This is a genomic window from Echinicola strongylocentroti, from assembly GCF_003260975.1.
Lineage (GTDB): Bacteria > Bacteroidota > Bacteroidia > Cytophagales > Cyclobacteriaceae > Echinicola > Echinicola strongylocentroti.
The window spans coordinates 1527896-1553106 of sequence record NZ_CP030041.1 but is presented as its reverse complement, the minus strand read 5'-3'; the positions used below and the strand labels follow the sequence as shown (position 1 = coordinate 1553106).

At 44.8% G+C, this 25211-nt stretch carries 22 protein-coding genes; 10 read left to right on the top strand and 12 right to left on the bottom strand.

Features of this window, described 5'->3' with window-relative positions; genetic code table 11:
* The first annotated feature begins 406 nt into the window (after positions 1 to 406).
* The 3 genes from DN752_RS05875 to DN752_RS05865 are packed head-to-tail and all read left to right on the top strand — an operon-like array spanning position 407 to position 3241.
* Positions 407 to 1264: a COG1470 family protein gene (locus DN752_RS05875; RefSeq protein WP_112783085.1), complete on the top strand. Its 858-nt coding sequence runs from the start codon at positions 407 to 409 to the stop codon at positions 1262 to 1264.
* Between the two features lie 7 nt (positions 1265 to 1271).
* Positions 1272 to 2240, top strand: coding sequence for an ABC transporter ATP-binding protein (locus DN752_RS05870; RefSeq protein ID WP_112786441.1), 969 nt, complete (start codon positions 1272 to 1274; stop codon positions 2238 to 2240).
* On the top strand, positions 2237 to 3241 hold the full coding sequence (locus DN752_RS05865) for an ABC transporter permease (RefSeq protein WP_112783084.1): 1005 nt from the start codon (positions 2237 to 2239) through the stop codon (positions 3239 to 3241). The genes DN752_RS05870 and DN752_RS05865 overlap by 4 nt, the downstream gene beginning before the upstream one ends.
* A gap of 368 nt (positions 3242 to 3609) precedes the next feature.
* On the opposite strand, the gene DN752_RS05860 is transcribed toward DN752_RS05865, so the two are convergent.
* From DN752_RS05860 to DN752_RS05850, 3 genes are all read right to left on the bottom strand, one after another.
* Positions 3610 to 6384, bottom strand: coding sequence for a TonB-dependent receptor (locus DN752_RS05860; RefSeq protein ID WP_112783083.1), 2775 nt, complete (start codon positions 6382 to 6384; stop codon positions 3610 to 3612).
* 18 nt (positions 6385 to 6402) lie between these two features.
* The gene (locus DN752_RS05855) at positions 6403 to 7488 is read right to left on the bottom strand and encodes a phytase (RefSeq protein WP_112783082.1); all 1086 of its coding nucleotides are present in this window, start codon (positions 7486 to 7488) and stop codon (positions 6403 to 6405) included.
* A 192-nt stretch (positions 7489 to 7680) separates the two neighbouring features.
* Positions 7681 to 9324 carry a tetratricopeptide repeat protein gene (locus tag DN752_RS05850; RefSeq protein WP_112783081.1) on the bottom strand — a complete coding sequence of 548 codons (1644 nt, stop codon included), beginning with the start codon at positions 9322 to 9324 and terminating at the stop codon, positions 7681 to 7683.
* A gap of 437 nt (positions 9325 to 9761) precedes the next feature.
* Between DN752_RS05850 and DN752_RS24400 the strand changes: the two genes are divergently transcribed.
* The gene (locus DN752_RS24400) at positions 9762 to 10007 is read left to right on the top strand and encodes a hypothetical protein (protein WP_162633131.1); all 246 of its coding nucleotides are present in this window, start codon (positions 9762 to 9764) and stop codon (positions 10005 to 10007) included.
* A gap of 381 nt (positions 10008 to 10388) precedes the next feature.
* Here DN752_RS24400 and DN752_RS05845 read toward each other — a convergent pair whose 3' ends face one another.
* The 9 genes from DN752_RS05845 to DN752_RS05805 form a co-directional block, all read right to left on the bottom strand.
* Entirely contained in the window at positions 10389 to 11552 is a 1164-nt protein-coding gene (locus DN752_RS05845; RefSeq protein WP_112783080.1) for an XdhC family protein, read from the bottom strand.
* Positions 11549 to 12706: a cysteine desulfurase family protein gene (locus tag DN752_RS05840; RefSeq protein ID WP_112783079.1), complete on the bottom strand. Its 1158-nt coding sequence runs from the start codon at positions 12704 to 12706 to the stop codon at positions 11549 to 11551. Before DN752_RS05840 ends, DN752_RS05845 begins: the two co-directional genes overlap by 4 nt.
* Before the next feature lie 55 nt (positions 12707 to 12761).
* Positions 12762 to 15032: a xanthine dehydrogenase family protein molybdopterin-binding subunit gene (locus DN752_RS05835; RefSeq protein ID WP_112783078.1), complete on the bottom strand. Its 2271-nt coding sequence runs from the start codon at positions 15030 to 15032 to the stop codon at positions 12762 to 12764.
* Between the two features lie 11 nt (positions 15033 to 15043).
* Complete coding sequence (locus DN752_RS05830) at positions 15044 to 15502, bottom strand: (2Fe-2S)-binding protein (protein WP_112783077.1); 459 nt, start codon at positions 15500 to 15502, stop codon at positions 15044 to 15046.
* A gap of 125 nt (positions 15503 to 15627) precedes the next feature.
* Positions 15628 to 17868 (bottom strand): xanthine dehydrogenase family protein molybdopterin-binding subunit, encoded by a 2241-nt coding sequence (locus DN752_RS05825; protein WP_112783076.1) that lies wholly within the window; start codon positions 17866 to 17868, stop codon positions 15628 to 15630.
* Between the two features lie 315 nt (positions 17869 to 18183).
* Entirely contained in the window at positions 18184 to 18792 is a 609-nt protein-coding gene (locus tag DN752_RS05820) for a flavodoxin (RefSeq protein ID WP_112783075.1), read from the bottom strand.
* A gap of 12 nt (positions 18793 to 18804) precedes the next feature.
* Positions 18805 to 19251, bottom strand: a complete 447-nt coding sequence (locus DN752_RS05815) for a nuclear transport factor 2 family protein (RefSeq protein ID WP_112783074.1) — start codon at positions 19249 to 19251, stop codon at positions 18805 to 18807.
* Between the two features lie 10 nt (positions 19252 to 19261).
* Complete coding sequence (locus DN752_RS05810; RefSeq protein WP_170134442.1) at positions 19262 to 19711, bottom strand: nuclear transport factor 2 family protein; 450 nt, start codon at positions 19709 to 19711, stop codon at positions 19262 to 19264.
* A 30-nt stretch (positions 19712 to 19741) separates the two neighbouring features.
* Positions 19742 to 20827 (bottom strand): alpha/beta hydrolase, encoded by a 1086-nt coding sequence (locus tag DN752_RS05805; RefSeq protein WP_112783072.1) that lies wholly within the window; start codon positions 20825 to 20827, stop codon positions 19742 to 19744.
* A 314-nt stretch (positions 20828 to 21141) separates the two neighbouring features.
* On the opposite strand from DN752_RS05805, the gene DN752_RS05800 reads away from it, so the two are divergent.
* The 6 genes from DN752_RS05800 to DN752_RS05775 all read left to right on the top strand — a co-directional run bounded on the left by DN752_RS05800 (position 21142) and on the right by DN752_RS05775 (position 25166).
* Positions 21142 to 22140: a sensor histidine kinase gene (locus tag DN752_RS05800; protein WP_112783071.1), complete on the top strand. Its 999-nt coding sequence runs from the start codon at positions 21142 to 21144 to the stop codon at positions 22138 to 22140.
* Positions 22137 to 22844 carry a LytR/AlgR family response regulator transcription factor gene (locus tag DN752_RS05795; RefSeq protein ID WP_112783070.1) on the top strand — a complete coding sequence of 236 codons (708 nt, stop codon included), beginning with the start codon at positions 22137 to 22139 and terminating at the stop codon, positions 22842 to 22844. The genes DN752_RS05800 and DN752_RS05795 overlap by 4 nt, the downstream gene beginning before the upstream one ends.
* A 165-nt stretch (positions 22845 to 23009) precedes the next feature.
* Entirely contained in the window at positions 23010 to 23633 is a 624-nt protein-coding gene (locus DN752_RS05790) for a hypothetical protein (protein WP_112783069.1), read from the top strand.
* Positions 23634 to 23668: 35 nt separating this feature from the next.
* Complete coding sequence (locus DN752_RS05785) at positions 23669 to 24115, top strand: molybdenum cofactor biosynthesis protein MoaE (protein ID WP_112783068.1); 447 nt, start codon at positions 23669 to 23671, stop codon at positions 24113 to 24115.
* Between the two features lie 7 nt (positions 24116 to 24122).
* Positions 24123 to 24752, top strand: a complete 630-nt coding sequence (locus DN752_RS05780) for a nucleotidyltransferase family protein (protein ID WP_112783067.1) — start codon at positions 24123 to 24125, stop codon at positions 24750 to 24752.
* 204 nt (positions 24753 to 24956) lie between these two features.
* Positions 24957 to 25166 (top strand): hypothetical protein, encoded by a 210-nt coding sequence (locus DN752_RS05775; RefSeq protein ID WP_112783066.1) that lies wholly within the window; start codon positions 24957 to 24959, stop codon positions 25164 to 25166.
* The last annotated feature ends 45 nt before the right edge of the window (positions 25167 to 25211 follow it).

Sequence of the window (25211 nt, the reverse complement as noted above, 5' to 3'; positions counted from 1 at the left end):
AAATGCACGAACTTAGTTGTTTGGGATTTGTAATCCCGAACCGGTGTAATGGGGATTTGCAATCTCCCTAGTCCATTTGTGGATAGCACAGATATCAATAAGAATATATATGTCAGTGACTTACAGGCCTTAACTTGACGGCTATGGGAGGCCAGGCAGGGTGGTCTGTAGCGGTACTAGGCTCACACCTCCCCACCAACTGATTACACTTTCAGTTCTTCTCGACATCAGTTGGAACAGACTATTACGGTTTCTACTGCATAAACTAGGTTAAAAAATGTTAATTTTTTTGCATTGAATTTTTTTCAGTTATAAAATTGGGGTTACTATTCTTGGAGTTATCTCTGTTGAATTGGATAAGCGTCACTATTAATCTATTAATATCTTTCACTTATTTAGTTAAATTATGTCAGTAGATAGTTTTAACAATGGAAAGCCCAAAATGGGCATGCAGTATTTGTTCTTACTCATGATGGTTTTTGTACTTTTTTCTTCACCGTTGGGGTGGGCTGCGCAAGGACCAGAAGGATCATCCTCTTTTACCGCTCGTTTGGTAAACATTGAGGCACCTGTAAATGAAACCTTCCGCTATCAAGCTACCCTTAAGAACAGCTCAGGACAAACGATGCAATATGACCTGAACGTAAAAGCTCCAGATGGATGGAGGGTCAAGTTTAAAGTAAGTGGCCAACAAGTCACTTCCCTTAAACTGGAAGAAGGGAAATCGGAAAATGTCAGCATCGAAGTAAACCCCGCCCATGGCTCGGAGCCTTCTACTTACCCTATTTCAGTATATGCCATTGCAGGCCAGGATTCCTTGGGGCTTTCGCTTGAGGCAGTTGTCGAAGGGGCTTATGAATTGGAGCTGAGCACACCATCTGGGAGACTTAGTGGAGAAATTACCGAGGGTAAGCGAAAAGAGATAAACCTTCAGGTAAAAAACACCGGGTCCTTGGCGTTGGAAAGTGTTTCGCTTTCCTCTAGAACCCCACCCAAATGGGAGGCTTCTTTTTCACCTTCCTCTATTGAAAAGTTGGCGCCTGGAAAAACCGCCGATGTCGTAGTGACCTTAACAGTTCCAGACAAGACCCTGCCTGGGGATTATGTCACGAGGTTTACCGCCAAGTCAGATGAAACCAATAGTGAGGCGAGCTATAGAATGACGGTAACTACTTCCCTGCTTTCGGGCTGGATTGGCATCATGGTCATTCTGATGGCGATAGGATTGGTTTATTATTTGGTTCGGAAGTTTGGAAGAAGATAATCGGCCTATGGAAAAACCAATCATAAACCTTGATGGCCTGACGAAATATTATGGTTCGTTCAAGGCCGTGGACAGCTTGGACCTTAGGATCAAAAAAGGGGAAATATTCGGGTTGTTAGGGCCAAACGGAGCCGGCAAGACCACCACTATACTGATGATGCTGGGATTGGCTGAGCCCAGCTCAGGCACTGCCCACGTATGTGGGATCAATGCCACTATAGATCCCATTGCGGTAAAAAGACGGGTAGGATATATGCCGGATAGCATTGGTTTTTATGATAATATGACCGCTCTTGAAAACCTAAAATACATAGGTGAGCTGAATGGGATTATTCGTTCCGAGATAGAAGAGCGGGCTGTATCAGTATTGGAAACCGTAGGTCTATCGGGAGCAGTGATACACAAAAAAGCATCAGCTTTTTCGCGAGGGATGAAGCAGCGCCTTGGATTGGCTGAGGTACTTATCAAGGACCCTGAGGTGGTGGTATTGGATGAACCTACCTTGGGGATAGACCCGAGTGGGGTGAGGGAGTTTTTGGCTCTTATCTCCAGGCTGAGCAGAGAGAGGGGCTTGACTGTATTGCTGTCCTCCCATCACCTTTACCAAGTTCAGAAGGTGTGTGACCGTGTGGGCATTTTTGTGGGAGGTACTCTCTTGGGAGAGGGGAGTATAGATTATTTGGCCAAACGGCTATTTTCGGAAAATCCCCATTCTGTAAAAGTGACCTTGCAAGAAGCCCTTCCTGTCTCCTCCCAAGAAAAGGAGGAGCTCATGGGGATGACGGCTGTTCTGCAAGTGACAGTCGACGGACATTCGGTGGAAATAGGCAGTAAGGATAATATTACTCCCGAAATCGTCCGTTTTTTTGTGGAAAAGGGATATGGCATTACAGCTGTCCAGAACAAAGAGTATGGCTTGGAAGAAATTTACCAAACCTATTTTGAAAACAATAAAATAGAGAACAAAATACCATGAATGCTGAAATATCTACATTCAATAAAAGCACTTTCTATCAAGGGGATGCTAAGCCAAGTGCATTTTGGGTGATGGTGGCGAAGGAAGTTGGAGATCATCTGCGAAGCTGGCGTTTTGTAGTTCTACTGCTGCTGATTCTGTTTACATTCTTAGGAACCACATCAGTAGCATTTGGAAATATCCGCGAAGCTATTGCCAAGGTTAAGGATACTGATCAGTTGTTCTTGTACCTGAAACTGCTTACCACTACTGAGGGGACGTTGCCTCCATTTCATGTGTTTCTCAGTTTTCTGGGACCTCTATTGGGAATTGGACTTGGATTTGATGCGATCAATTCTGAACAACAAAAAGGAACGTTGACCCGGGTCATGGCTCAGCCCGTATACAGGGACAATTTGCTGTTGTCAAAGTTTACCGGTTCGATACTTCTCATAGGTGTACTCCTGCTGAGTCTTGTTCTCCTGATGATTGGTGCGGGGATACTGATGACTGGAATATTGGTCAGTATTGAAGAGGTCTTTAGGATTTTGGGTTTTACATTTTTATGTATCATATACGTGGGGTTTTGGTTGGCACTGGCCATTTTGTTTTCCATTCTTTTTCGGCAACCGTCCACCTCCGCACTTTCTTTGATAGGTGTATGGTTGTTTTTTACGGTGTTTTACCAAATGGTAGTGGAAGGATTGGTAGGGGCATTTGGTCCAGATGTAAATGCCCTGTCCCAATCGCAGGTGATTAGGTATCGAGAAATGGTCATGTCATTTCTTCGGCTGGCTCCCAGTCAGCTTTTTACTGACGCCACCACTACTTTATTGATTCCCTCTGTCCGTAGTTTAGGGCCAGTCACGATGGAGCAAATGGCTGGGGCTATTCCTTCTCCATTGTCATTGAAAGATAGCCTGATGATCGTGTGGCCTCAAGTGAGTGGTCTTGTGGCCGCTACCGTGCTGTGTTTTGCCTTGTCTTACTTCCTTTTTATGAGGAGGGAGGTGAGAGGCTGAATTAGTGCTGTTCACATGGGAAACAAGGGCAACTCCCCCAGTCGAACTCTCTGTGTATTCAGTTACCATTGGGAGAAACTATCCTGCAAACACGCTTTTTTTTAAAATTAGAATCGTTTTTAAGGCTTTCGATACATTCCTCCAGTTGGCGTAAAGGTCCCATTGAAAAGTATAGGGCATATTGATCACTGAATTTCCTCTATTGTGCCTTCCTAATGTGGATGTCTAATAAGTTAGCTGTGGACGTTACTTTTTTCGATGTCTTGAAATGCGGGTAAAAAAAGCTGTCCCGTCTTTTCTTCATGGATGTGGAGCCTTGACAGAGAAAAGACAGGACAGCTAATATTAGGTGATAGTAATGGTTTAATCTATTCGAACAAGTCGAACTTCACACCAAAATTCAATCTTGCGTTATAGTATTCTTCTTGCATGGTCCTAGATCGAATGCCTTGGTAGTACCTTAAAGGTTGATTGGTGAGGTTATTGCCTTCAAAGAACAAGCGCCACTTGGGCGTAAAGGCATAAGAGGCATTTACATCCAAGAACATTTGCTCATCGTAATAACGGTCTTCAAACTGTTCTCCGCCCAGCTCATCGAGATAATCACCCGCATAATTCAGGGAAGCTCTTATCACCAGCTTTTTGGTTTCGTACGAAAGGGAAGCATTGAACATGTGCTGGGCAGTGCCTGGTAGTTCCAGATTGTCTTCTTCTCGGCCTTCTATCCCAGTGGTCTCAGACTGTGTTAAGGTATAGTTCAAATAAATGCCCAGTCCTTTCCAAACTTGTTTTTGGACGGATGCTTCCAGTCCATAGACAGCGGCCGTTCCACCATTCTCAGGTCTGGTGTATTCCAGTCCGTCTCCAAAAATCGGGTCACTATAGTCCAGGTCAGTTTTTTCATATACAAACTGGTCAATATCCTTATAAAAACCACCCAATGAAATCAACCCGACATTGTCAAAGTACTTCTCTGCCATTAGGTCAAAGTTCATGGAAATAGTAGGCAAAAGATCAGGATTTCCCCGTGATAGCTCATCATCTTCGGCTACGTACTCCGCATAGGGTACCAAGTCATAGTAATTTGGTCGGGCGATGGTGTTGGTCCAAGCTAACCTAATGATGGTGTTTTGGTCAGCATCATATTTGAAATGCACACCAGGCATAAAATTGGAATAACTATCATCCTGTGTGGTTTGGCTGAAGGTCTCATTGTCCACATCGTACAGATTACCGGTGTAGTCTATTTGTGTATGCTCCCAACGAAGACCTACGATGGTAGAAAGCTTTTGGGTCAACTGGTGATCGGCCATGGCATAGGCTGCTGTGATGGTTTCATTTGCGGAATAATTACCAGGTAAAAATTCCTCAAAAATCGCCTCACCTTCGAATTGGCTCGGATCACTGAAGTCCAAGTCTCCCAAAAACTGCGGATCAGCAAAGTTCCCGATTTGGTATTGGCTTCCTGGTAGGAAGTTAGGGTCTGATTGGTCAGTATAGGGGACGTCACCCAAAGTAGCGCCAAAGGCGTCCTCATCTACTGGAGCATATTCGTAGTAATTGTTGCTTCGGTTTTTATATTTTCCTCTGTAGCGTCCGCCAAATTGCAGTATGCCTTTGTCACTATAGGGTAATTTAAAGTCCAGTTTGGCATTCAAGTCTTCATCAAAGGTATACTGATACTCATCAGATAAGTTGTCCAGCCCAAACGCCAAATTATCCGACAGGTTGACCAAGGAAGCAAACGGTTTTCTTGGATTGTTAATGTCGATGTTTACATTTTGGTCTTCTTGACGGTAGACAATATAACGCTCATGGGGCCTTTCTTCCGATGCCTTGGCATAAGTGGCTGACCAATCCATTTTTAGCTTGTTAAAAAGGTGATCACCTCCCAAAGTGAAGTTTTGGACGCGTTGGTCTTCCAGTCTTTTTGCTTTATTTCTATCATAATCCAAGCCGCCTTTCGTCTCGTACTCCACTCGGGCGCCAGTGGTATTGAATACGCCTGTGGAGATCTCTTCATAATTGGCATCGTCAAAAACGTCATCTAGATTGTCCACTTTCATGGCAAAGCGATTTTCCCAATCGTCCCGGTGATTGTACATGCTTGAGAAGAGTAGGGTGTGATTTGGGTTGATCTCATAATCCAATGCCAGGGATACTGACCGTCGTACCCTTTGAACAAGGTACTTTCTCATTTCGAACTCTTCCAAACCTACGCCATTATCGGAGTCGTACCATACCGACTCGATATTCTCAGAACCGAAATTATGATTATTATAAGATGCCGATACAATGGCTCCTAATTTTCCGTCCATAAACCTGTTTCCTAGGATCATGGCACCAGTCCAAATCGGCTTGTCCGAGAGTAGGTTTACTCCTGATCCCAGTGTGCCTGAAACCCTAAGGTCGTTTGGGGCTTTACGGGTGACCAAGTTGACAGAGCCTCCGATGGCATCCGCATCCATACTGGGCAGTACGGCCTTGTTTACTTCGATGGTCTGGATCATATCCGAGGGGATCAGGTCCATTTGCACTCTTCTGTTGTCTCCTTCTGCAGAGGGGATCCTCTCCCCATTTAGCGTTACAGAGTTGAGCTGGGGAGCCATACCACGAATGATGATATCGCGTGCTTCACCTTGGTCATTCTGCATGGTGATACCCGGGATCCGTTTCAGCGCATCTCCTATATTGGCATCCGGAAAACGGCCAATTTGGTCTGAGGACACGATGTTGGTGATGTTTGGATTGTTTTTTTGTTGGTTGAGGGCTTTTGCTTGGCCTTTTAGCCGATCTCCCATCACCACAAATTCCAGGTTTTCTATCGTCTTTTGATCCAGTTTGAAATTCAATATGGTAGTTTCTCCGTCTTCGATTTCGGCGGTATGGACTACTGACCCATATCCTAAATAGGATACAGAAACATCATATTTACCTGCCGGAAGATCTACGATAGTGTAATCGCCTGTTTGGTTGGTGACAGTACCCAAAATGGTGTTTTGTAAAATTACATTTGCTCCAGGCATCGATAGGTTTTGGGCGTCGATTACCCTTCCTCGTAATGCTCCTTGTGCCAATATCGCCTGATGCCCCAGGCAAAAAACAACTAGCAAAGTAAATGTTCTCAGTAATTGATTTTTCATAATAGTGAGGTTGATAGGTTAGTTTTTTGATTTTAGGAGGTCTCTGGCCAGGTCTTCCCACTTATATAGCTGGAATGTCTTGTCGTCAGACATGGCCACGAAGATTCCATGTGGATAGTCGGGACCTAGTGCCCTGCTGATGGTCTCGGATCCATCACTTGAAACAGTACTGGTTGGTATCTTTGTGATCAGGTTGTGCTCATGAGGGTTGGCAGCCGATCCTTCTCTCGGAAATACATGGAAGAGGTTCGCTTCTTGGTCAGAAACCAAAATGTATCCAGTCTCTTCATCTATTTTATAAATGCTGATACCTTCATGGTCTTTGGTAAATCCCTCCGTGGCAAATAAGGCCAGCTGTTCGTTGCCTTTTGCTGGGTCTGCATAGTACTTTCTTACGCCTACTCCTTCATCGGAGTAATAAATGTACCCTAGCTCATTGTCCACTGCAATAGCCTCTATTTCCTTGTTTCCGCTGAATTCACCAAATTTCCGAACCAGTTCAAGGTCAAGCTTTCCGTCAGCAGTTTTTATTTCATATTGCCACAGATAGGAGCCGTCCTGAGGTCCGTTCTTTCTGCCTGCGATCACATACTGCTTGCCATTTTGAGGGTTGTGGTACACCGCTACTCCCATTAGGTCACGGTATTCGGTTCCCGTTTCTCCTTGGAAGATTTCGATTCCGTCGGCATGGATTTCTTTCATGTCTGGGAGACTGAAAAACCGGAGTTTGGATGTTAGCCGTTCGCCAGTAACCGCAAAATCCACTGTGCGATCCCCTAACTTCAGACCATAACTTATGTCTACGTTGTTTGGCCGTTGAATATTCCGTACGATCAGAGAGTCTATGGCTTTTCCTTTTAGGTCAAAAACATAAAGCGCTCCATCCGCATCTTTATCGGTTCCTAGGATCAGGCTTTTTGCCGGATCTGCTGGGTTTACCCAGACGGCAGGATCGTCCGTGTCATGAATGACGGAGTCACTTACATAGATGGGCTTGACGGGGTTTTGGCCAGTTGCATTTTCTTTTTGTTGGCTAGGCTCACTGCATGATCCTGCGAGGATACTTAGAGAGCAAAGTCCATAGATTAGTTTACTTCTTGTCATAAGTTTTGAATGTTTTTGGTGTCACAATTTTAAGATGGTGTACCTCGGATGACTAGAAATTACTGTAATCATTTAGGCAACAACGTGGATAATGACCGTTAACAAAATCTAAACATAAAACGCTAACATCTAATTAACTTATTGGTTGTCAATGTTTTGTGTATTGTTAAAACTGGATTAACAAATTGTAAACTATATACAAAGGATGAATTGCTGTAAACTGTCTCCTTTTTCAAGCCTTAATTTTTTCCGAAGTCTGTAACGTGAAATCCTAAGGCTGTCCAAGGAGATCCCAAGGGTAGAAGCTATTTCCTTGGAGCTAAGGTTAAGGCGCATTAGGCTGGCGAGTTTCATCTCTGCAGGGGTAAGTCCTCCAGTCCTTTGCTGTATGTTTCGGAAAAAATCCTGATGGACTTTTTCAAAGTTTTGCTTGAAATCGTCCCAGTCAGTGTCATGCGAAAAATTAAAGTCAATTTCTTTGATCAGGTTTCTGATTCTCTTTTTTTGGTCTTTGGGGTTTTCCTCCAAGATGTTTTTTAGTTTGACTTGGATACCTTCGAGCATTTGGTTTTTATCGATCAAATGCAGGGTCTGGGCGGTAAGGGATTTTGAATGGGCCTGCTCTTCGGTTTCAATTTTTAATTCCAGCAGTTGGGTGTTTTCCTTTTCTGTGGCGATCAGTTGTTCTTTTATCTCCAAGGTTTTCTGTTGCTGTTCCAGGAGCTCTTTGTTGCTTTTTATTTTTAGTTTTTGACGATTGAAGACCACCCAGCCCAACACGCACATCAATCCGACAAGAAAGACCAAAAGCCATTTTACACTGGCATCAAATGCGCGCATTTGTTCCAGCTGGCTGATCTGTTGGTTTTTGGTGTAAAGGTGGTTTTGTACTTCCTGAATGGCTAGTTGCCGGGCAGATTCTTCAGAATAGACGAGTTCACTGAGTTGACGGCTTTGCTCCAGGTAGTTGTAGGCGTTTCTGTAGTCCTGTAGGGCTGCATAAGCTTTGGACATATCGACCACAGCGCTGGTCTGTTGGTCCAGATAACCTAATCTGGCACTTATTTCGGCGGCTCTGCGCGAGTAGGCCAAGCCCTTTTCTGGTTCTCGGGTTTTACGGAATACATCGCCGAGGTTGTTCAGGTTGCTTACCAAGCCAAGGCTATCACCGATGGCAACATTGAGTCTGTAGGCTTTTTCGAAATTTGAATAAGCAGAATCATATTGTTCCAGGTCTTCATAGATACTTCCGATATTTTCCCGTACAAAAGCCAAATGGCTTTTTAGTTCCAGGTTTTCAAAAATCTTCAGCGCTTCGTGCTGGTAAGCCAACGCCTTGGGGTAGTTGCCCATTTTTTCATACATCCCTCCGATAAATCCCTTTGTCTCTGCTTCTCCTTCTTTATCAGTGAGTTTTTGGTAAATCTCTAAGGCCTTTTCGTGTCGGGCCAATGCATCCTTGGGGGATTTTACTTTGTAATATACTTCTCCAAGTACATTATTTACCTGCGCTAGCGACAAGTGATGCTTATTGGTTTGAAAGATATGTTCTGCTTCGTAAAGCGCCTCAGAGGCAGGCTGGAAGAGACCAAATTGCAAAAGGATCTTGCCTCTGATCAGCTGGGCTTTACCGAGAAGTGTTTTTTTCTCTAGATGGGCACTTTGCTCTACCATCGCTGTTGCCAAAGCAAAGGCCTGTTCAGGATTACTTTTTGTGAGTAATTGAGCTGAATCTAATTTCTTGAAGAGGTCTTTTTCGGTTTGTGCACCAGCTTTGCCTCCCATAAATAAGGCCCATAAAAAAGCAGGAAGTAGAATGCGAACTAGATATCTCATAACCTACAAATGTCCCGCTTGATATTGGGAAATAGGTTAAGTAAAAGTTGCCTTTTTGTTATTATCTAGGTTGGTTCATTAAACCCAGAATCAATGCCGTTTAGTTAGTGTGTACCTGGAAATATTGGTTCTATTGTTTTTCTGCTAAATTCCAAGATGGTTTTCATCTCTTTACCTTTGTCACTTTTTTGCTGCAGGTCAAAAAAGTAACCAAAAAACCCCGCCGCTGTGCATCTATTGGCCTAAAATTAAAACCTTCCCTCATGCAGGCAAACTCCTCCTTTTCTAGCAGCCAACATTCTTTTTGACTAGTATTTCGTCAAACAAGCCTGCCTTCTTGCCCACCCACTTTTTTATTTCTTAACGCCCAATACCTGCAAGGCGGATTCAGTTAATAAGTCCCAAAAAGGTATCGTTTCCTTATGACGGCCCTTGGTATGCCTGTTTTCCAGCCAATGGTGGAGGCCGTTAAGAAAGGGAGTTGGCTCGCGTCGTGGAACAGCGAGACCCACTGCCTTTTAGGTCGTAGCCATCGGCTGGAAATTAAAATGGGTGACAGATCCCCGTCGCAGGGTAAATCCATGTTCCATTTTAACAGGAATACCACTGGCCTAGATTTTTTCTTTCTTTTTTCATCAATAGCCTGCCCCGAAGGCTTTCGGGGGAAAAAAGGAAAAGGATAAAATCCACCAAGATGATCAGGTTTCCCCCGCCAAAGTCAATCAAAAAAAGGACTTTTAGGTATATGAAAAGAAGGGAATCCCCTTAACTAAACGGCATTAAACCCGGAATATGCATAAGCCGATCCACGTCACGGCGCACAGGTATTACGATCCGCAAACTACTTCAAAAATCAGTCGCTACACTGCTGTTTTCGATTCCATCTGGCCGCTAGACCATAGCCGGCAGGCTAACGGATGTAAATTGCTGAAAAACTATATGCTTGTTGATGTCCGTGCTCTTCATAAATGGTCTAGGGGGATTTTAAATCCCCTTTACCCCGGTTAGGGATTACAAATCCCGAACAGCTAAATTCGTGTATTTGTGGTAGTTGGTGTGCTGGATTAGGAGTTTTCTAACTGTACCAGTCGAAATTCATTGTCTTCATCAATATGAATTCTTTCTTTTTTGTTTTTCAAATGGTCACCACTCGAACCAACCAAAACCTTTTGGATTTCCGAAAGGATAGACAGCGCTATTTCTGCCGGTGTTTCGCTATGCAGGTCCAGTCCTATTGGGGCATAAATCCTGCTTTTTTGTTTGGAGTTTGGATGGATGCCTTTTGAGGCCAAATCCTCCAGCATACGGTGATATTTCTTTTTGGGACCAAGGATGCCGATATAGGGTAGGGGTTCCTTGAGCAACAGCAATTCCAGGACTGCCAGATCGTACTTATAGTTATGGGTCATGAGGACAAATACCGTATTGGCATTGATATCCAAGGATTCCAGTGCTTTTTCAGGTTCCGAAACGATCACTTGGCACGCACCGATAAACCGCTCTTTATTGGCATGTGTGGCACGGCCATCGGTTACGGAGATATTCCATCCCAGGCAGTCGGCCATACTGGCCAATATCCGTGCATCATTGCCCGCCCCCACAATGACCAAATGGACCGGCTGGGGTACCAACTGAAAGAAGGCCTGTACTTCGCTTTCCTTGGATAGATATGTCCTGAAGCAGGATGTGTGTTCTGCAAGGGTAAATCTAGCGTCTGATTTTATCCGCTGATAGAGCTCGGGATGTTTGCATTCCCCTATGGTTTTTTGGTTGTCCTTAAATAATAGGCATGTGCCCATCTGGTGCTGTCTTTTTTGGAGATTGAACAAGGACACTAACACGGATTCATCATTGGTTTCCAGCGCTTCCTTTAAGAGTTCAACAGGGTTGGTGGGATTGGAATAGTCAATTGGTTCAAATAGGACCTGTATGATCCCGTTACAGCCCAACTGGGCACCGATGACGGCATCGGTTTCATCACTGGTATCATAGGTGATGAGCTTATTGCGGTTTTGGTGGAGGGCATGCAAGGATTTTCTTAGGGCATCGCCTTCCAGGCAGCCTCCGCTAATGGCCCCTGTCATAAGCCCCTGTTCATCCACCAACATCCTAGCTCCCGGACGTCTATAGGCAGAACCTTCCACATGTACCACCGTGGCCAGGACGCAATCCAATCCAGTTGACTTTGCTTTTTTATATGCCAAAAATATATTTTCAATTTCCCTCATACCAACACTTCCCTTAAACGTTTGACGGTTGATTTAATGGTGGCTATCGTTGTCTCAACTTCCTGGGCAGTAGTGGGTCTTCCCAGACCGATTCTTATCGAGGACAGGGCGGCTTCTTTGGAATGTCCTAAGGCCAATAGCACATGGGAGGGAGCTAAGGTGCCGGAACTACAAGCCGAACCCTGAGAGATCGCCAAGTTGCCCATTTGTCGAAGTAACTTGCTGCCGTTGATATTGTCAATGGTTATACTGGACATATGGGGCAAGCGAGGTTCACTGGCTGAATTGATTCTTACCTCCCCCAATGCCACTAATTCACGTTCGATCCTGTCCCTCCACTCCTTCGAGCGACGACTTTCCTGTGTCATTGTTTCCATGCATAGTTGACAAGCTTTGCCAAAACCCACTATTGCAGGAATATTCAAGGTGCCGGGTCTGAGTCCTTTTTCATGTCCTCCTCCAAAGAGGACAGGAGATATATTGGTAAGTGTTCTGTTGCGGATATATAGGGCTCCGATTCCTTTTGGCCCGTAAATTTTATGGGCAGAAAATGCCGCCAAATCAATTCCTGAATGTTCAATATCAAGAGGGGTTTTCCCCACCGCCTGCGTGATGTCACTCATGACCAATACATTGTTATCATGCGCTATTTGGGCGATTTTTTGGATAGGATGCATTAAGCCGGTTTCGTTGTTTGCATACATGATACAGGCCAAAATGGTTTCTGGCCTGATGGCTTTTTGAAATGCCTCTAAATCTAACTTTCCATTGCTGTCCACATCTAGAAAGGTGACGCTAAACCCTCTTTTTTCGAGCTCCTGACATGTACGCAAGACGGCGCTGTGTTCCGTCGTACAGGTAATGATGTGGCTGCCCTTACTTCTGATCGCCTCGCAGGTTCCCAATAGCGCCAAGTTGACGGCTTCTGTTGCCCCTGAGGTGAAGTAGAGCTGGCTTTGTTTTGAATTGATCAGTTCGGCTATTTGCTGCCTGGCGATATCAACGGCCTCTTCTGCATCCCACCCAAAAGAATGACTTGAACTGGATGAATTCCCGAATTTTTCACTAAAATACGGCAACATTGCCTCGACCACTTTTTCATCACAGGGAGTGGTGGAATTGTAATCTAAGTATATTTTTTTATCAGCGTACAAGGATACTTGAATTTAGAAAGGATAATCAGGTTGATCATTAACAGATGGGATCAGGCTACATGTTCAGGTTTTCGATCTGCAATAGCTGTGGCTGGAACGGCTGATCATAAAACCGTTTGCCCGTTGCTTTGTACAGGGAATTGCCCAAGGCTGCGAAAATAGGGGGGAAGAGCGGCTCGCCCAAGCCCGTGGGGTTTTCATTATTCTCCACGAAGTGCACTTCGATTTTCTTGGGGGACTCGCTGTGCCGGATCATACGGTATTTATCAAAATTCGTCTTGGTAGGCACGCCGTCCTCAAAGGCCATTTCTCCATAGAATGCATTGCCGATTCCATCCACTATAGCTCCTTCGCCCATATTGGCGGCAGCATCGGGGTTGACCACAACGCCACAATCTACCGCTGCGTATACACTTTCCACTACTGGTTGGTTGTCTTTGATGCTGATGTCCACCACTTCCGCTACGTAGGAATTGTGACAGAAATAGGCGGATACACCTCTGGAAGTACCTGCAGGTGCACTGGGCCAGTTTGATTTTTCTCTTACCAATTTCAGTACTCCCGCATAGCGCTTGGGATCGTAGTCGTTGTTTTCACCGACAGGATTGGTTTCTGCTCTTTTCAGCAGTTCCAAGCGGAATTCGATCGGGTCTTTTCCCATTTCTTCAGCCAGCTCATCCAAGAAGCTTTGTTCCGCCCCTGCAATAAAATTGGACCGAGGAGCCCGGAAAGCACCGATGGTAATGTTGGAGTCGATCTGCCAGCCTTCGGCCAGGTAATTGTCTATCGCTCCAGCAGGGAATCTATTGGCATGTAGTGGTGATTCTGGGATCCCACCCGCCTTCACATGAAAGGCCAGAAGTTTGTTGTCTTCGTCCAATGCCGCGCGGTATGTAGCAGAGTAAGTAGGCCGATAAACGCCTGCTGTCATATCGTCTTCACGGGTATAGACCATTTTGACAGGAGCCTTGATTTTTTGGGAAATTAACGCTGCTTCGGTCAGATGGTGGCTGTACGCCCTTCGTCCAAATCCTCCACCCATTCGGGCCAGATTGATCTGAATATTCTCCTGCGGCATGCCCAAGCTGCTAGCAAGGGTCTGCCTGATCAGTTCTGGGGCTTGGGTGGGACCATAGATGACAGCCTTGTCAGCTGTGACATCTGCAAAAGCATTCATGGGTTCCATGGTATTATGTGCCAAAAACGGTGCGGTATAGGTTCTTTCCAGCACCTTGGCTGCTTTTTTGAAAGCAGCTTCTGGATCGCCGTCTTTTCTATGCTCAGTACCGGGTTTGGCAATGTACTCGGCCATTTTTTCTTTATGGGTACTGGAGTTTTCCAGTCCGTCTGGTACTTTGATGTCCCTAGTTTGACCACCTCTGCCGGCCATGGGAAAGGTGCTTTCCGGTGCTTTTTCCCATTCGGCTTTGAGGCTTTTTTTGGCCTGCATCACTTCCCAAGTGGAATCGCCCACGATGGCGATGATGACCGGAAAAGTAGTGGTATCAAAGAAATTTCTGCCATAATCGTCCTTGAAGATCTTCACTTCAAAGGCATCCTGAATGCCAGGCATGGAAGTGACCGAGCTTTTGTCGAATGATTTTAGCTTCATGCCAAATGCCGGAGGATGGACAATGGCCGCATATTTCATTCCTTTCACTTTATGGTCCAGAGCGAAAAGTGGCTTTCCGGTCACGATTTTAGTGGCATCCACATTCTTTTTGGACTTGCCAATGATCTTGAAATCACTGATTTCTTTTAAGGTGATCGTCTCAGGATCAGGGGCTTCCAATGTTCCGGCCAAGGAAGCCATTTCCCCATATCCGGCTTTCTTTCCGGAAGATTTATGTTCTACCGTTCCGTGGCTTGTGGTGATTTCTTCTGCGGGCACTTCCCAGGTTTTGGCAGCGGCATTGACAATAAGTTGCCGGGCAGTGGCTCCGGCAGTTCGTAGTGGCTTCCAGCTAGTTCGGACACTATTGCTTCCTCCTGTAAACTGTCTATCAAATCGTTCAGGATAAAAGTCAGCTTGCTCCACAAAAACCTTTTTCCAGTCTATGTCCAGCTCCTCTGCCAAAATCATGGGTAAAGATGTTTTGACATTCTGTCCAAATTCAGGGTTTGGGTTAAAAAGTGTCACAGCTCCGTTTTCGCCGATTTTGATATAGCTGTTGATTTCAAACCATTCATCCGGCATGGTCAGCAATTCGTCCGTTGTGGGCTTACAGCCTGCCAGCCAACTGAAGCTCAGCATCATTCCGCCTCCGGCAAGTGCTGATACTTTCAGGAAGGATCTTCTGTTTAGTTTTTTATCGGTTAATGTCATGATTCCGCGGGTTAAATTGATTTAGAGGCCGTTTTAACGGCGGCTTTGATTCGAGTATAAGTGCCGCAGCGGCAAATATTCCCATTCATGGCATAAGATATTTCTTCGTCAGTAGGATGGGGGTTTTCGGCCAGTAGGGAAGCAGCGGTCATTATTTGTCCGGATTGGCAATAGCCGCATTGGGGTACATCATGCTCCAGCCAAGCTTTCTGTACAGGGTGGTCACCATTTTCGGACAGGCCTTCTATGGTCACGACCTTTTTGTCCTCTATCACGCTGACAGGATAGGAACACGACCTTACCGCATCACCGTCTATATGAACGGTACAGGCACCACACTGGGCGATGCCGCAGCCGAATTTGGTGCCAACTAAATTTAGATGATCTCTCAAAACCCACAACAGAGGTGTGTCGGGGTCTACATCTACTTGGAGAGATTTGCCATTGATAGTTAAGTTATACTGTGTCATAAGTGTTCTATTTGTCTCTAAATTAGTTAATTACAATTAATGATGCATGCGAAATTCCAAGGAAGTGCACTTGAAGCCGGAAAGATTGATAATTTAAAAGGGTTCTAAATTCCATTTGATCCGTTTTAGCTGTTCAGTTGATTGATAAATGGCTGATTATAAAACCGCTTTCCTGTGGCTTTATATAGCGCATTGGCCAAGGCTGCGAAAACAGGAGGGTAGGCGGGTTCCCCAAGCCCAGAGGGATCTTTTCCGTTGTCTACAAAATAGGTTGCTATAGATGCAGGGGCCTCTTTCATCCGGATCTGACGGTATTGGTGAAAATTGGATTTGCTGACCACTCCCTTTTCAAACGTCAGCTCACCAAACATCGCCGTGCCTATTCCATCCACCACGGCACCTTCACAGAGGTTTTTGGCAGCATCGGGATTGACCACCATACCACAATCAATGGCATTGGTCACCTTATCGATTTTAACCTCACCATTTACAATGCTCAAATCCAAAACCTGGGCAGCATAGCTATTATGACAGAAATAAGCGGAAACACCTCTGGAAACCCCCGGAGTCGAATGCCCCCAATTGGATTTTTCCTTGACCAGCTGAAGCACTTTTGCATAACGGTCAGCGTCGTAGTCATTTTCTTCCCCAATAGGGTTCTCCTTTGCTTTTGCCAATAATTCCAATCGAAAATCAATGGGGTCTTTTCCTGCGGCTTCGGCCACTTCGTCCAAGAAAGATTGCTCTACGCAAGCCATAAAATTGGATCGAGGAGCACGGAATGAGCCCGTGGTGACATTGGAAGGCACCTCCCAGCCTTCGGCAATATAATTGTCCACCGCTCCGGCAGGAAACCTATTTGGGAATAATGGGTTCTCGGGAAGTCCTCCGGCATTTACATGGAATGCGATCAACTGATTGTCTTGGTCCAATGCCGCCCGATATGTGGCTTGGTAACGTGAGCGGTAAACTCCACCAGTCATTTCGTCTTCCCTGGTGTATATCAGTTTGATGGGCACATTTATTTTTTGTGAAATCACCGCCGCTTCGATCAGCCAATGGGCATAGGATCTCCGGCCATAGCCACCACCGAGCCGGGTCATAGCGATCTCTATGTTTTCGATAGGAATTCCCAGTCTGGAAGAAAGTGCCTGCTCTGTCAATTCTGGTTTTTGCAAGGGGCCAGCACACTCCACCTTTTCGCCCTGCACATGGGCGAAAAAATTCATCGGCTCCATACAGTTGTGGGATAAAAATGGGCCTGTATAGCTCCTCTCTATGATCTTGGATGCAGTGTTAAACGCTGCTTCTGGATTTCCGTCTTTCCGTTGGGTTTGGGGGTTTTGTGCAGCTTGCTTCATGGCCTGTTCTTGGGTAGCCGTGCTTTCCAAGCCCTTTGGCACCAGTCTGATCTCATCCCTCCCAAACCTGTCCCGCTTTTCTTCGTAGCCTTCCTGGATTTTCCATTCCGCTTCGATTGTTTTCTTTGCCTGAAGTACCTGCCAGGTACTTTCACCAACGATCGCAATTAGATCGGTGAATTGGGCCGTGTCAAAAAAGGTTCTTTTGTAATCGTCCTGAAGGGATTTGATTTGGAAAACCGCTTTAATTCCCGGCATTTTTCTAGCCTTAGTATCATCAAACGACTTCAGTTGCTTCCCCAAGGCAGGAGGATGAACGATCATGGCAATGAGCATTCCTTCTTTTTTGAAATCCATTCCGAAGAGTGGTTTACCTGTTACGATTTTGCCCAAGTCTACATTTTTTCTTGAGGTACCAATGATCTTGAAATTTTCAGCTTCTTTTAAAGGAACCTCTTTGGGGACAGTCAGCGTGGCAGCAAGTGTGGCCATCTCTCCAAAGTGCGCTTTCTTATTACTTTTCTTGTGGATGATAATACCCGGTTCGGTGCTTATTTCCGATACGGGGACATTCCATGTTTGGGAAGCGGCAAGAAGTAGCATTTGCCGGGCGGTGGCTCCAGCCGTTCGCAAAGCAGTCCATCCAGTACGAATGGCCTGGCTGCCTCCAATAAATTGACGGGTGAAATTGTCCGTGTCCAGTGGAGCTTGTTCCACCACTACTTTGCTCCAATCAGCATCCAGCTCCTCCGCCAAAATCATGGGCATGGAGGTTTTGACGTTTTGTCCTCCTTCGGGATTGGGGGACATCAAGGTTACCAAACCATCGTCTCCGATACGGATGTAGCCATTTAGTCTATACAGTTCTTTGGATGCGCCCAAGGCTCCATCTGTTTTGGGTTGACATCCTGCCAGCCAGTTAAAGCTCAGCATCATTCCTCCCCCAGCAAGAGCGGAAACTTTAAGAAAAGTTCGTCGGTTGAGTGTAGTGGTTTTTGGGCTCATGGTAGTTGAATTTTGGCTAGTGATTGATGAAACTGAGAAGGATTCATGTTTGTCCCTTTTTTGAAGAAGTTATCGAAATGAATTACTTCAGTGTATCCCAAGGCATAGACTGTTTCTGATATACCTCAGTCACTGTGTTCCTATAAACGTATGGATTTCGCTAGCGGTTTTTCGAGAATATTTACTGATCCTGTTTGCCGCAGCATTTGCTGACTCTCCAAGATTGGGTTGGTGGTTGACTGTATTTTTGTAGTTTCAGGAATCATTGGTTCTTATCGTTTTTCATTGGATATTATGCTGCAAAAAGTTGGCTATTTAGAACCCCAGGCTGTTCAGCCAATCATTGACCTCTTTGCTCACTTCCATCTCTTTTTCTCCTTCCATGACAAATAACACTCCGTCGCGTTCGATTCCGCCCCTAGTAGCATAACCTTCCAAGATATTGCTTTCCGGGCAGAGTTTGTTAACCGTTTCAAAGCTGCTCCCGACTCCGTAACCTGCATTGGTGTTAAAGGGAATGACGGTTTTCCCACTGAGGTCATTTTCATTTAGGAATGTTTTCACCGGTGGCGGTAGCTGCATGCCCCAAGTCGGAAAACCAACAAAGATGGTTTCGTATTGGGAAAGGTCAACTTCGGTCTTTAAGGGCGGTAGTGTTCCGGTCTCGTTCTCCTCAGCAACCTGTGCGACAATGGCTTCATAATCCTCGGGGTAGGGAGTCTCCAATTCCAGACTTAACAAGGTTCCACCCACTTTTGCCTCAATCATCTCTGCCACTGCCTTGGTGTTTTTAGTGCGTGTGAGATACACGATGAGAATTTTGTCCGGGGTTGTTTCCACCGCATTGGTATTGAGCTCAGTCTGGGTCTGGCTGGTGCAATTCAGGGAGCCAAAAAGGAAAATAAGCAGAAAGAAGAATCTCATAGCAACTTAATTTTAATGGTTCCCGGATCCCATCAGTTTGGTGAAGGAGAGAGACCCGAGCTTCCATCCTTCAGCTTTTTTGATGTACACTTCCGTGACCTCAAATGGATTGGTCACTTCGTTTCCTCCCACTTCGGCTATCAAGGTGATGCGGTTCAGCAAGATGGCGGTATTATCGATGATCTCCACAGATACTTCATGGATATCGGCTTTTTTGTACCAGATCCCACCACTGCGGATAATGTTCACTTCTTGTTCCTTGCCCCAGGAGCCGCCCATGTGGACGAAAACAGCTTTTTCGTCAAAAAGCTCGGCGAGTTTTTCTGCGTCCTTGTCGGCCATCCACTGCCATTTGGCTTTGGATAGCTCGATAATTGCTTGTTTGCTCGCATCCTCCTGTGCATAGGTCAATTGAGCGGCAAAAAAGAGAAGGAAGAACCCTATAATTGTCTTTTTCATAATGTTTTGGTTAATGTTCGATCTCGTGCGTGTCCCTGACGCTGCTGAATGTCAAGGCCAGCATTTTCCATTCTGTTTCCTGCTTTTGATAGACTTCGGTCACGGTAAATTCAGTGGTTACATCGCTGCCTCTTACGAAAGCGGTCAAGGTGATTCGGTTCCATACCACTGCAGTTTTTCCTGAAATCTCAATGGCCGTATCATGCACCTTTGCCTTTTTATACCATATACTTCCGGATTCGATGATTTCCAGTTCGCGGTCTTTTTTCCAACTTCCGCTCATGTGGACAAATTTGGCTTTGTCGTCAAAGAGCTTTTCCAGTTTCGCCACATCTTTATCAGCCATCCATTGCCATTTGTCCATGGAGAGTTTTTTGATTTCCTGCTCAGTAGCCGATTGGGCAAAGGAGTAGGTAGCGCTGAGTAGAATGAGGGTCAATACAAATAGGTGTTTTTTCATGATTTTCATTTTATTTTTTAGTTGTGGTGATTATTTGTCCAAGCCTTTTTGCCTGAGCCATTCGGCCATCAATTCGGCTATTTGAATATTGTTTAAATCTGAAAATGGAAAGTGGGTATTTCCTTCGATGCCGATTTCAGGTAAATGGACCAAAGTGACATCACCACCATTTTCATTGACTGTTTTGGTCCAGCGTTTTGCCATTTGCAAAGCAGCTCTCCATTGTTCCTGAGCTGGGTTTTCTACAGGCTCTGCGGGAATATAATCTCCATAATATATCACGATGGGGATTTGGGTCAGTTTTTTGAATTTATCCATTGGTACACCGACAGCCTTAAGAACTCCGCCCACATAAGGAATCGGTTCTGGCACACTCCCTTCCGGAAAGACAAAATTGCTACCTGGTTCGTAGGAGACAATTCCTTTTATATGATCTGTTTTTAAGGCTGTCAGCCAGCCTTGTCCTCCGCTATGGGAATGGGTAACCAATATTCCGTTTCCGATTCGATCGAACAGGGCAGTGACAGCCGCTGTGTTTGCGTTAAAATCTATTGGTCCTGTATCAGGAGTAATCTGTCTTAAAAACTGGTCCAATGTTTCGGGACTTTTGTCAAACTGAACCCCTGGATAGAATGCTGTTCCAACGCCTAAGCGAAAAATGCCAAACCAAAGCTGGTCATCTGGAGCTGCGGAAATGTTTCCCGCGACAGTACTGCGACCGGCCCTTCCACGTCTGGGTTGGTCGAGGAGGTAATCAGGGTATTTCTTTCGTAAAAAGATATTTTGAAAGCCCTCTCTTCCATCAGGGGTGGTTTCCCAGGTTTTCGAAAATTGCCCATAGCCATGCCAAAAAATCAAAGGAAGTTTCTTTGAATTTTTTGGTACCTGATAAAAGACATAAGCATGATCTCCATGGAGTGTCTGCCCTGCAGAACTTTGATTGCCGGGATTGAAAGCTCCGTGCGCAATTGGGTCAAAGGTACCCGGAGCAGTGATTACTTTTCCTCCCACCGCAAAACTCCCTTGGTCCACTAGGACAATTGGCGCTTTCTGTCCAAAGGAAGGGAAAGCAAGGGTTAGTGTAAGCAGGATATATAATAAGCTGGTTTTTAGCATCGATAAATTACTCTTTGTATAACTTAAGTTAGTGATTTTGGGTGAAGGGTTACGTTCAACCCCCTCAATAAACCCTTCGACACACTACTAATAGACGAAAAAAAATCCTATGTTTTTAGCAAAATCAATAGACAGCAAGATTCTCTCACCCAGTCAACTGTTTTGATCTACGAATGAAAACTGCCCCTAAAGGATAGGAATATACTAATTTCTGTGCTAGCCACTTGTTGAATAAAAAATGCCTTCTGTAGACCACAACTGTCAGTTGGATGATTGCTGAAATATGATGTTATTTAAATGCCTAAATTTCCAAAATGAAAAATAGTTTCATATCTCGTCCGGCATTCTATGCGCTCCATGTCCTTTTCTGGCTGTGTTATGGGGCTATACTGTATGCTGCACTTAGTGGTTGGATCTATTCTTCTGAGCAACTCTGGGGTGCAGTGGTCTCTGATGTGCTGACTTCTTCGTCCATTGCTTACTTGAATTATTACCTGCTGTTGCCGAGGCTTTATAGAAAAGGGAAATACACAGCTTATATTTTGGCTTCTATTGGTATAGTGGTGGTCATAGTGCTCTTGCGGGTAAGTCTCCTGGGGATGACCCACCGGTCTGTGGCGTACACCTATTTTATCAGGTCGGTTCCGGCAATTGGCTTTTACCTTATCACCACGGTTATTTGGTTTTTTGCCAATATGATCTCCGCACAGAGAAAGGAAATCGAACTTAGAAATAGTCAACTGGCGTCGGAATTGAAGTTCCTGAAGCTTCAACTGAGCCCACATTTCCTGTTCAATACGCTGAACAATATTTATTCAATGGCTTATTTTCAAGACCACAACACGGCTCCAGCGATCATGAAGCTTTCTGAAATGATGCGTCATATGTTATATGAGGATCAGGGAAAGTTTGTATCGCTTAAAAAGGAGATCCTGTTTATGGAAAATTTCATTGAACTGTGGAGGTTAAAGCTGGATGAAAAGCCGGTCATAGTTTTTAAGCATGAGGGAGTCAAAGACAGGCACAGGATTGCCCATTTGATTTTCTTGGTTTTTCTGGAAAACGCCTTTAAACACGGAAATACCGTGGACGGGAAAATAGACATTAGACTGACCATAGATAGTGAAGATAAGCTACACTTCTTCATCAGCAATGATGTGATCAAAGCACGCAAGACGGCAGAAGAAGAAAGTGGGGTAGGCCTATCAAATGTAAAAAAGAGACTGAACCTGATTTATCCAAGAAAGCACACGTTGATGTTGGATCAGGACGCTAGCTCTTTTATAGTTAAACTAACCATAGATTTGAAATGAAATACCAGATCCTTATAGTCGATGACGAGCCACCCGCAAGGAAGTTGCTTTTGGACTACGTTTCCAAAGTCGGAATGTTGGAGCTGGCCGGTGTATGTAGCAACGGGGAGGAGGCCATGGTGTTTTTGAAGGAGAAGCCCGTTGATATTCTTTTGCTGGATATCCGTATGCCCCTGATGACAGGCATGGATTTACTGAATGAATTGACGGATAAACCACTCACGATATTTGTGACGGCCTATGAAGAATATGCCGTAAAAGGCTATGAGCTGGATGTGATCGATTACCTGATGAAGCCGGTATCTTTCGAACGGTTCAGAAAAGCCATCGACAAGGCGCTGGAATACCTTTCCGTTCAAGTGTTGGCCGAAGATACGGCAGAAAAACTCGATTACTTTTTTATCAAAACGGACACGAGGATTGTGAAATTCCTGTTTGCAGAAATACAGGCTATTGAGGCACAAAGAGAGTATGTGAAAATCATCACACCAACCAGAAAAGTAATGTCCTTGGTCTCGCTGACCAATATTGCCAATGCACTTCCAGGGGAGTTTGTGCGGATACACCGGTCATTTATCATCAATATGCGACATATCGATGAAGTAGAGTCCAATGAAGTATTGATAGGGGAAGAGTTCTATCCGATCAGTAGGAACTATCGGGAGGAGTTTTTCAAAAAACTGGAAGAAAGGAAGTTGCTGTAGTAAAAGGACTAGTGAAGCAGTGTTTTATGAATGAACAAACGAATAACCTATAGCAGGGGCAGTCGTTTTAAACCCGGAATAGATAGGCTTATGCATATTCCGAGTTGAAATATATATCGAATATGTTTTTGGCAGGATGTTTTATCACTAAAACCAACTTTTGTTATGAAAAAGTATTTTAGAAATATCGCTACGAACAAGTTGTTGCTAATAGCTAATTTAGCCTTTGTCGGATTGTTGGTGTTCTCCCGATATTCCTTCAAGACTGATTTAAACGATAAGGAAACCGAAATGGGGCCTCAAGAGCTTAAGTCCATTGAAGCTTTTGAAGATGTCTATAAAGTCCTCATGAGCCCACGGTGCATGAACTGCCATCCTGCTGGGGATATTCCGCTACAAGGGGATGAGCAAAAATTGCACGCCATGTCACCCATGAGGGGCGTAGATGGGAAAGGGATATTGACACTCAAGTGCTCCAATTGCCACGCACCTGAAGGAGTTCCGGGAGAACATACCCCACCTGGTAATCCCAATTGGCATTTGCCTCCGGCGGATATGAAAATGGTTTTTGAAGGTAAATCTCCACGGGAACTCGCCCTCCAATTAGTGGATCCTGAACAAAATGGCCATAAAGATATGGAAGCGCTGAAAGAGCACGTCAATGATGGACTCGTAAAAGAAGGCTGGACAATAGGAGGAGCAAGGGAGTTACCTCCATTAAGCTATAATGAATTTAAAGAGGCTTGGCTGACCTGGATTGAAAACGGTGCTGCCGCACCACCGCAGTAGACGCCAACTTTTGTATAATAATAGATGATCAATAAATGGAAAAAGTAAATAAAATCAAGGACATTTTTGTAAACGGCGCTATATCTCCGGATAAAATCGCCAAGTCAATAGCTAACCATAGTGGCAAAACCGCAATAGGTGCACATTCCATATTTTTGGGGCAAATCCGGGCAGACGAAAAGGATGGGAAAAGTGTGGTATCCATGGAATATACAGCCTATAGAGATATGGCGCTGGAGAAGGCAAGGGAAATTAGAGAAGAAGCTTTTTCCAAATATGACCTTACCTGTTTACATATTTACCATAGCTTGGGAGAAGTGAAGGTGGGCGAGATCTGCTTGTTTGTATTTACGTCTTCCCCCCACCGGAAGGCGGCAATAACGGCCTGCAATGAACTGGTGGAACGCATCAAATCAGACCTTCCCATTTGGGGCAAAGAGGTACTTGATGACGATAGCGAGCAATGGAAAGTAAATAGGTAACTAAATAATGAATAAGCCCAATAAGAAGTCCTATGCTGTAAATACAGGGAAATATGGCATCATTGTTTTGGCTGCTGGTAATTCCACTAGGCTCGGGAGGGACAAGCAAACATTACTGGTCCAAGGGGAAACTTTGCTCAAGAGAGCCTCCAAAACAGCAGTGGCCGCTCAGCCTGATCAGGTAGTAGTGGTGCTGGGAGAAAAGGCCCATTTGCATCAAAGAGAACTACATGGGCTGGAGGTCTCCATTGTTATCAATTCTGATTCTAGCGAGGGGATTGCTTCCTCTATTAGAACAGGGATACGCCACCTACAATCACTTGATCAGGATATAGATTATGCACTGATAATGCTGTGTGACCAACCCTATGTCACCAGTGGACATTTGAAGGCCATAATTGACCGTCAGCACGAAACGAAAGCAAGGATCGTTGCCAGCAGGTACCAAAAACGGGCAGGCGTTCCTGTTCTTTTTCATAAGCGTTTTTTTTCCAGTTTGCTGAAATTAAAGGGGGATTCGGGAGCCAAACAGTTCCTTTTAGAAGCGGAAGATTTAATAACGGTAGAACTTTTAAATGGAGAAGTGGACATTGATACCATGGAGGACTATTTGAGATTACAAATCTCGAACAGCTAAGCTTGCCTCGGGTTTAACTGGGTCAAGCAATATTTCTGCGGGAAATAATTTTAGACACACTTTCTTGAAATTTATCCCCTATTGATTATTGGAATAAAGCGCTGTTGGTGTGTGTTGGGTTTTAGCGTGAATTTATAAGCGCTAGGAAGGTAATTGCAGCTAAAACAATGAGATTATTTTTGATGTTTACCATGGGCGTTGCCCATGGCTAAGGATGTTACGCCCTTTCAGGGCTTTTTTATGCTACTTGTCTTTTCCAATTTAAGCAAAAAAATCAGCGCAATTCATAATCATCAGCGTTTCATCAGTCCCTCAACTTTTCCGCTTGACCCGTTTAACCCGGATTATGCGTTAGGAATCGTAGTGAGAGCTGAAATTGCAAGAAAATCAGTTAGTTTGGAGGCATTAGCGTAGCACCGCTACGGTTATGCCGAAAACTAAAGTGAAACGGCTGATTTT

What these genes read in the sequence shown, in the direction of transcription:
- DN752_RS05870 (WP_112786441.1), top strand. Translation starts at nt 1,272, where the DNA reads ATGGAAAAACCAATCATAAACCTTGATGGCCTGACGAAATATTATGGT.
- DN752_RS05805 (WP_112783072.1), bottom strand. Translation starts at nt 20,827, where the DNA reads ATGCTAAAAACCAGCTTATTATATATCCTGCTTACACTAACCCTTGCT.
- DN752_RS05810 (WP_170134442.1), bottom strand. Translation starts at nt 19,711, where the DNA reads ATGAAAAAACACCTATTTGTATTGACCCTCATTCTACTCAGCGCTACC.
- DN752_RS05800 (WP_112783071.1), top strand. Translation starts at nt 21,142, where the DNA reads ATGAAAAATAGTTTCATATCTCGTCCGGCATTCTATGCGCTCCATGTC.
- DN752_RS24400 (WP_162633131.1), top strand. Translation starts at nt 9,762, where the DNA reads ATGCCTGTTTTCCAGCCAATGGTGGAGGCCGTTAAGAAAGGGAGTTGG.
- DN752_RS05865 (WP_112783084.1), top strand. Translation starts at nt 2,237, where the DNA reads ATGAATGCTGAAATATCTACATTCAATAAAAGCACTTTCTATCAAGGG.
- DN752_RS05875 (WP_112783085.1), top strand. Translation starts at nt 407, where the DNA reads ATGTCAGTAGATAGTTTTAACAATGGAAAGCCCAAAATGGGCATGCAG.
- DN752_RS05845 (WP_112783080.1), bottom strand. Translation starts at nt 11,552, where the DNA reads ATGAGGGAAATTGAAAATATATTTTTGGCATATAAAAAAGCAAAGTCA.
- DN752_RS05775 (WP_112783066.1), top strand. Translation starts at nt 24,957, where the DNA reads ATGGCTAAGGATGTTACGCCCTTTCAGGGCTTTTTTATGCTACTTGTC.
- DN752_RS05815 (WP_112783074.1), bottom strand. Translation starts at nt 19,251, where the DNA reads ATGAAAAAGACAATTATAGGGTTCTTCCTTCTCTTTTTTGCCGCTCAA.
- DN752_RS05825 (WP_112783076.1), bottom strand. Translation starts at nt 17,868, where the DNA reads ATGAGCCCAAAAACCACTACACTCAACCGACGAACTTTTCTTAAAGTT.
- DN752_RS05785 (WP_112783068.1), top strand. Translation starts at nt 23,669, where the DNA reads ATGGAAAAAGTAAATAAAATCAAGGACATTTTTGTAAACGGCGCTATA.
- DN752_RS05860 (WP_112783083.1), bottom strand. Translation starts at nt 6,384, where the DNA reads ATGAAAAATCAATTACTGAGAACATTTACTTTGCTAGTTGTTTTTTGC.
- DN752_RS05850 (WP_112783081.1), bottom strand. Translation starts at nt 9,324, where the DNA reads ATGAGATATCTAGTTCGCATTCTACTTCCTGCTTTTTTATGGGCCTTA.
- DN752_RS05820 (WP_112783075.1), bottom strand. Translation starts at nt 18,792, where the DNA reads ATGAGATTCTTCTTTCTGCTTATTTTCCTTTTTGGCTCCCTGAATTGC.
- DN752_RS05835 (WP_112783078.1), bottom strand. Translation starts at nt 15,032, where the DNA reads ATGACATTAACCGATAAAAAACTAAACAGAAGATCCTTCCTGAAAGTA.
- DN752_RS05855 (WP_112783082.1), bottom strand. Translation starts at nt 7,488, where the DNA reads ATGACAAGAAGTAAACTAATCTATGGACTTTGCTCTCTAAGTATCCTC.
- DN752_RS05790 (WP_112783069.1), top strand. Translation starts at nt 23,010, where the DNA reads ATGAAAAAGTATTTTAGAAATATCGCTACGAACAAGTTGTTGCTAATA.
- DN752_RS05830 (WP_112783077.1), bottom strand. Translation starts at nt 15,502, where the DNA reads ATGACACAGTATAACTTAACTATCAATGGCAAATCTCTCCAAGTAGAT.
- DN752_RS05795 (WP_112783070.1), top strand. Translation starts at nt 22,137, where the DNA reads ATGAAATACCAGATCCTTATAGTCGATGACGAGCCACCCGCAAGGAAG.
- DN752_RS05780 (WP_112783067.1), top strand. Translation starts at nt 24,123, where the DNA reads ATGAATAAGCCCAATAAGAAGTCCTATGCTGTAAATACAGGGAAATAT.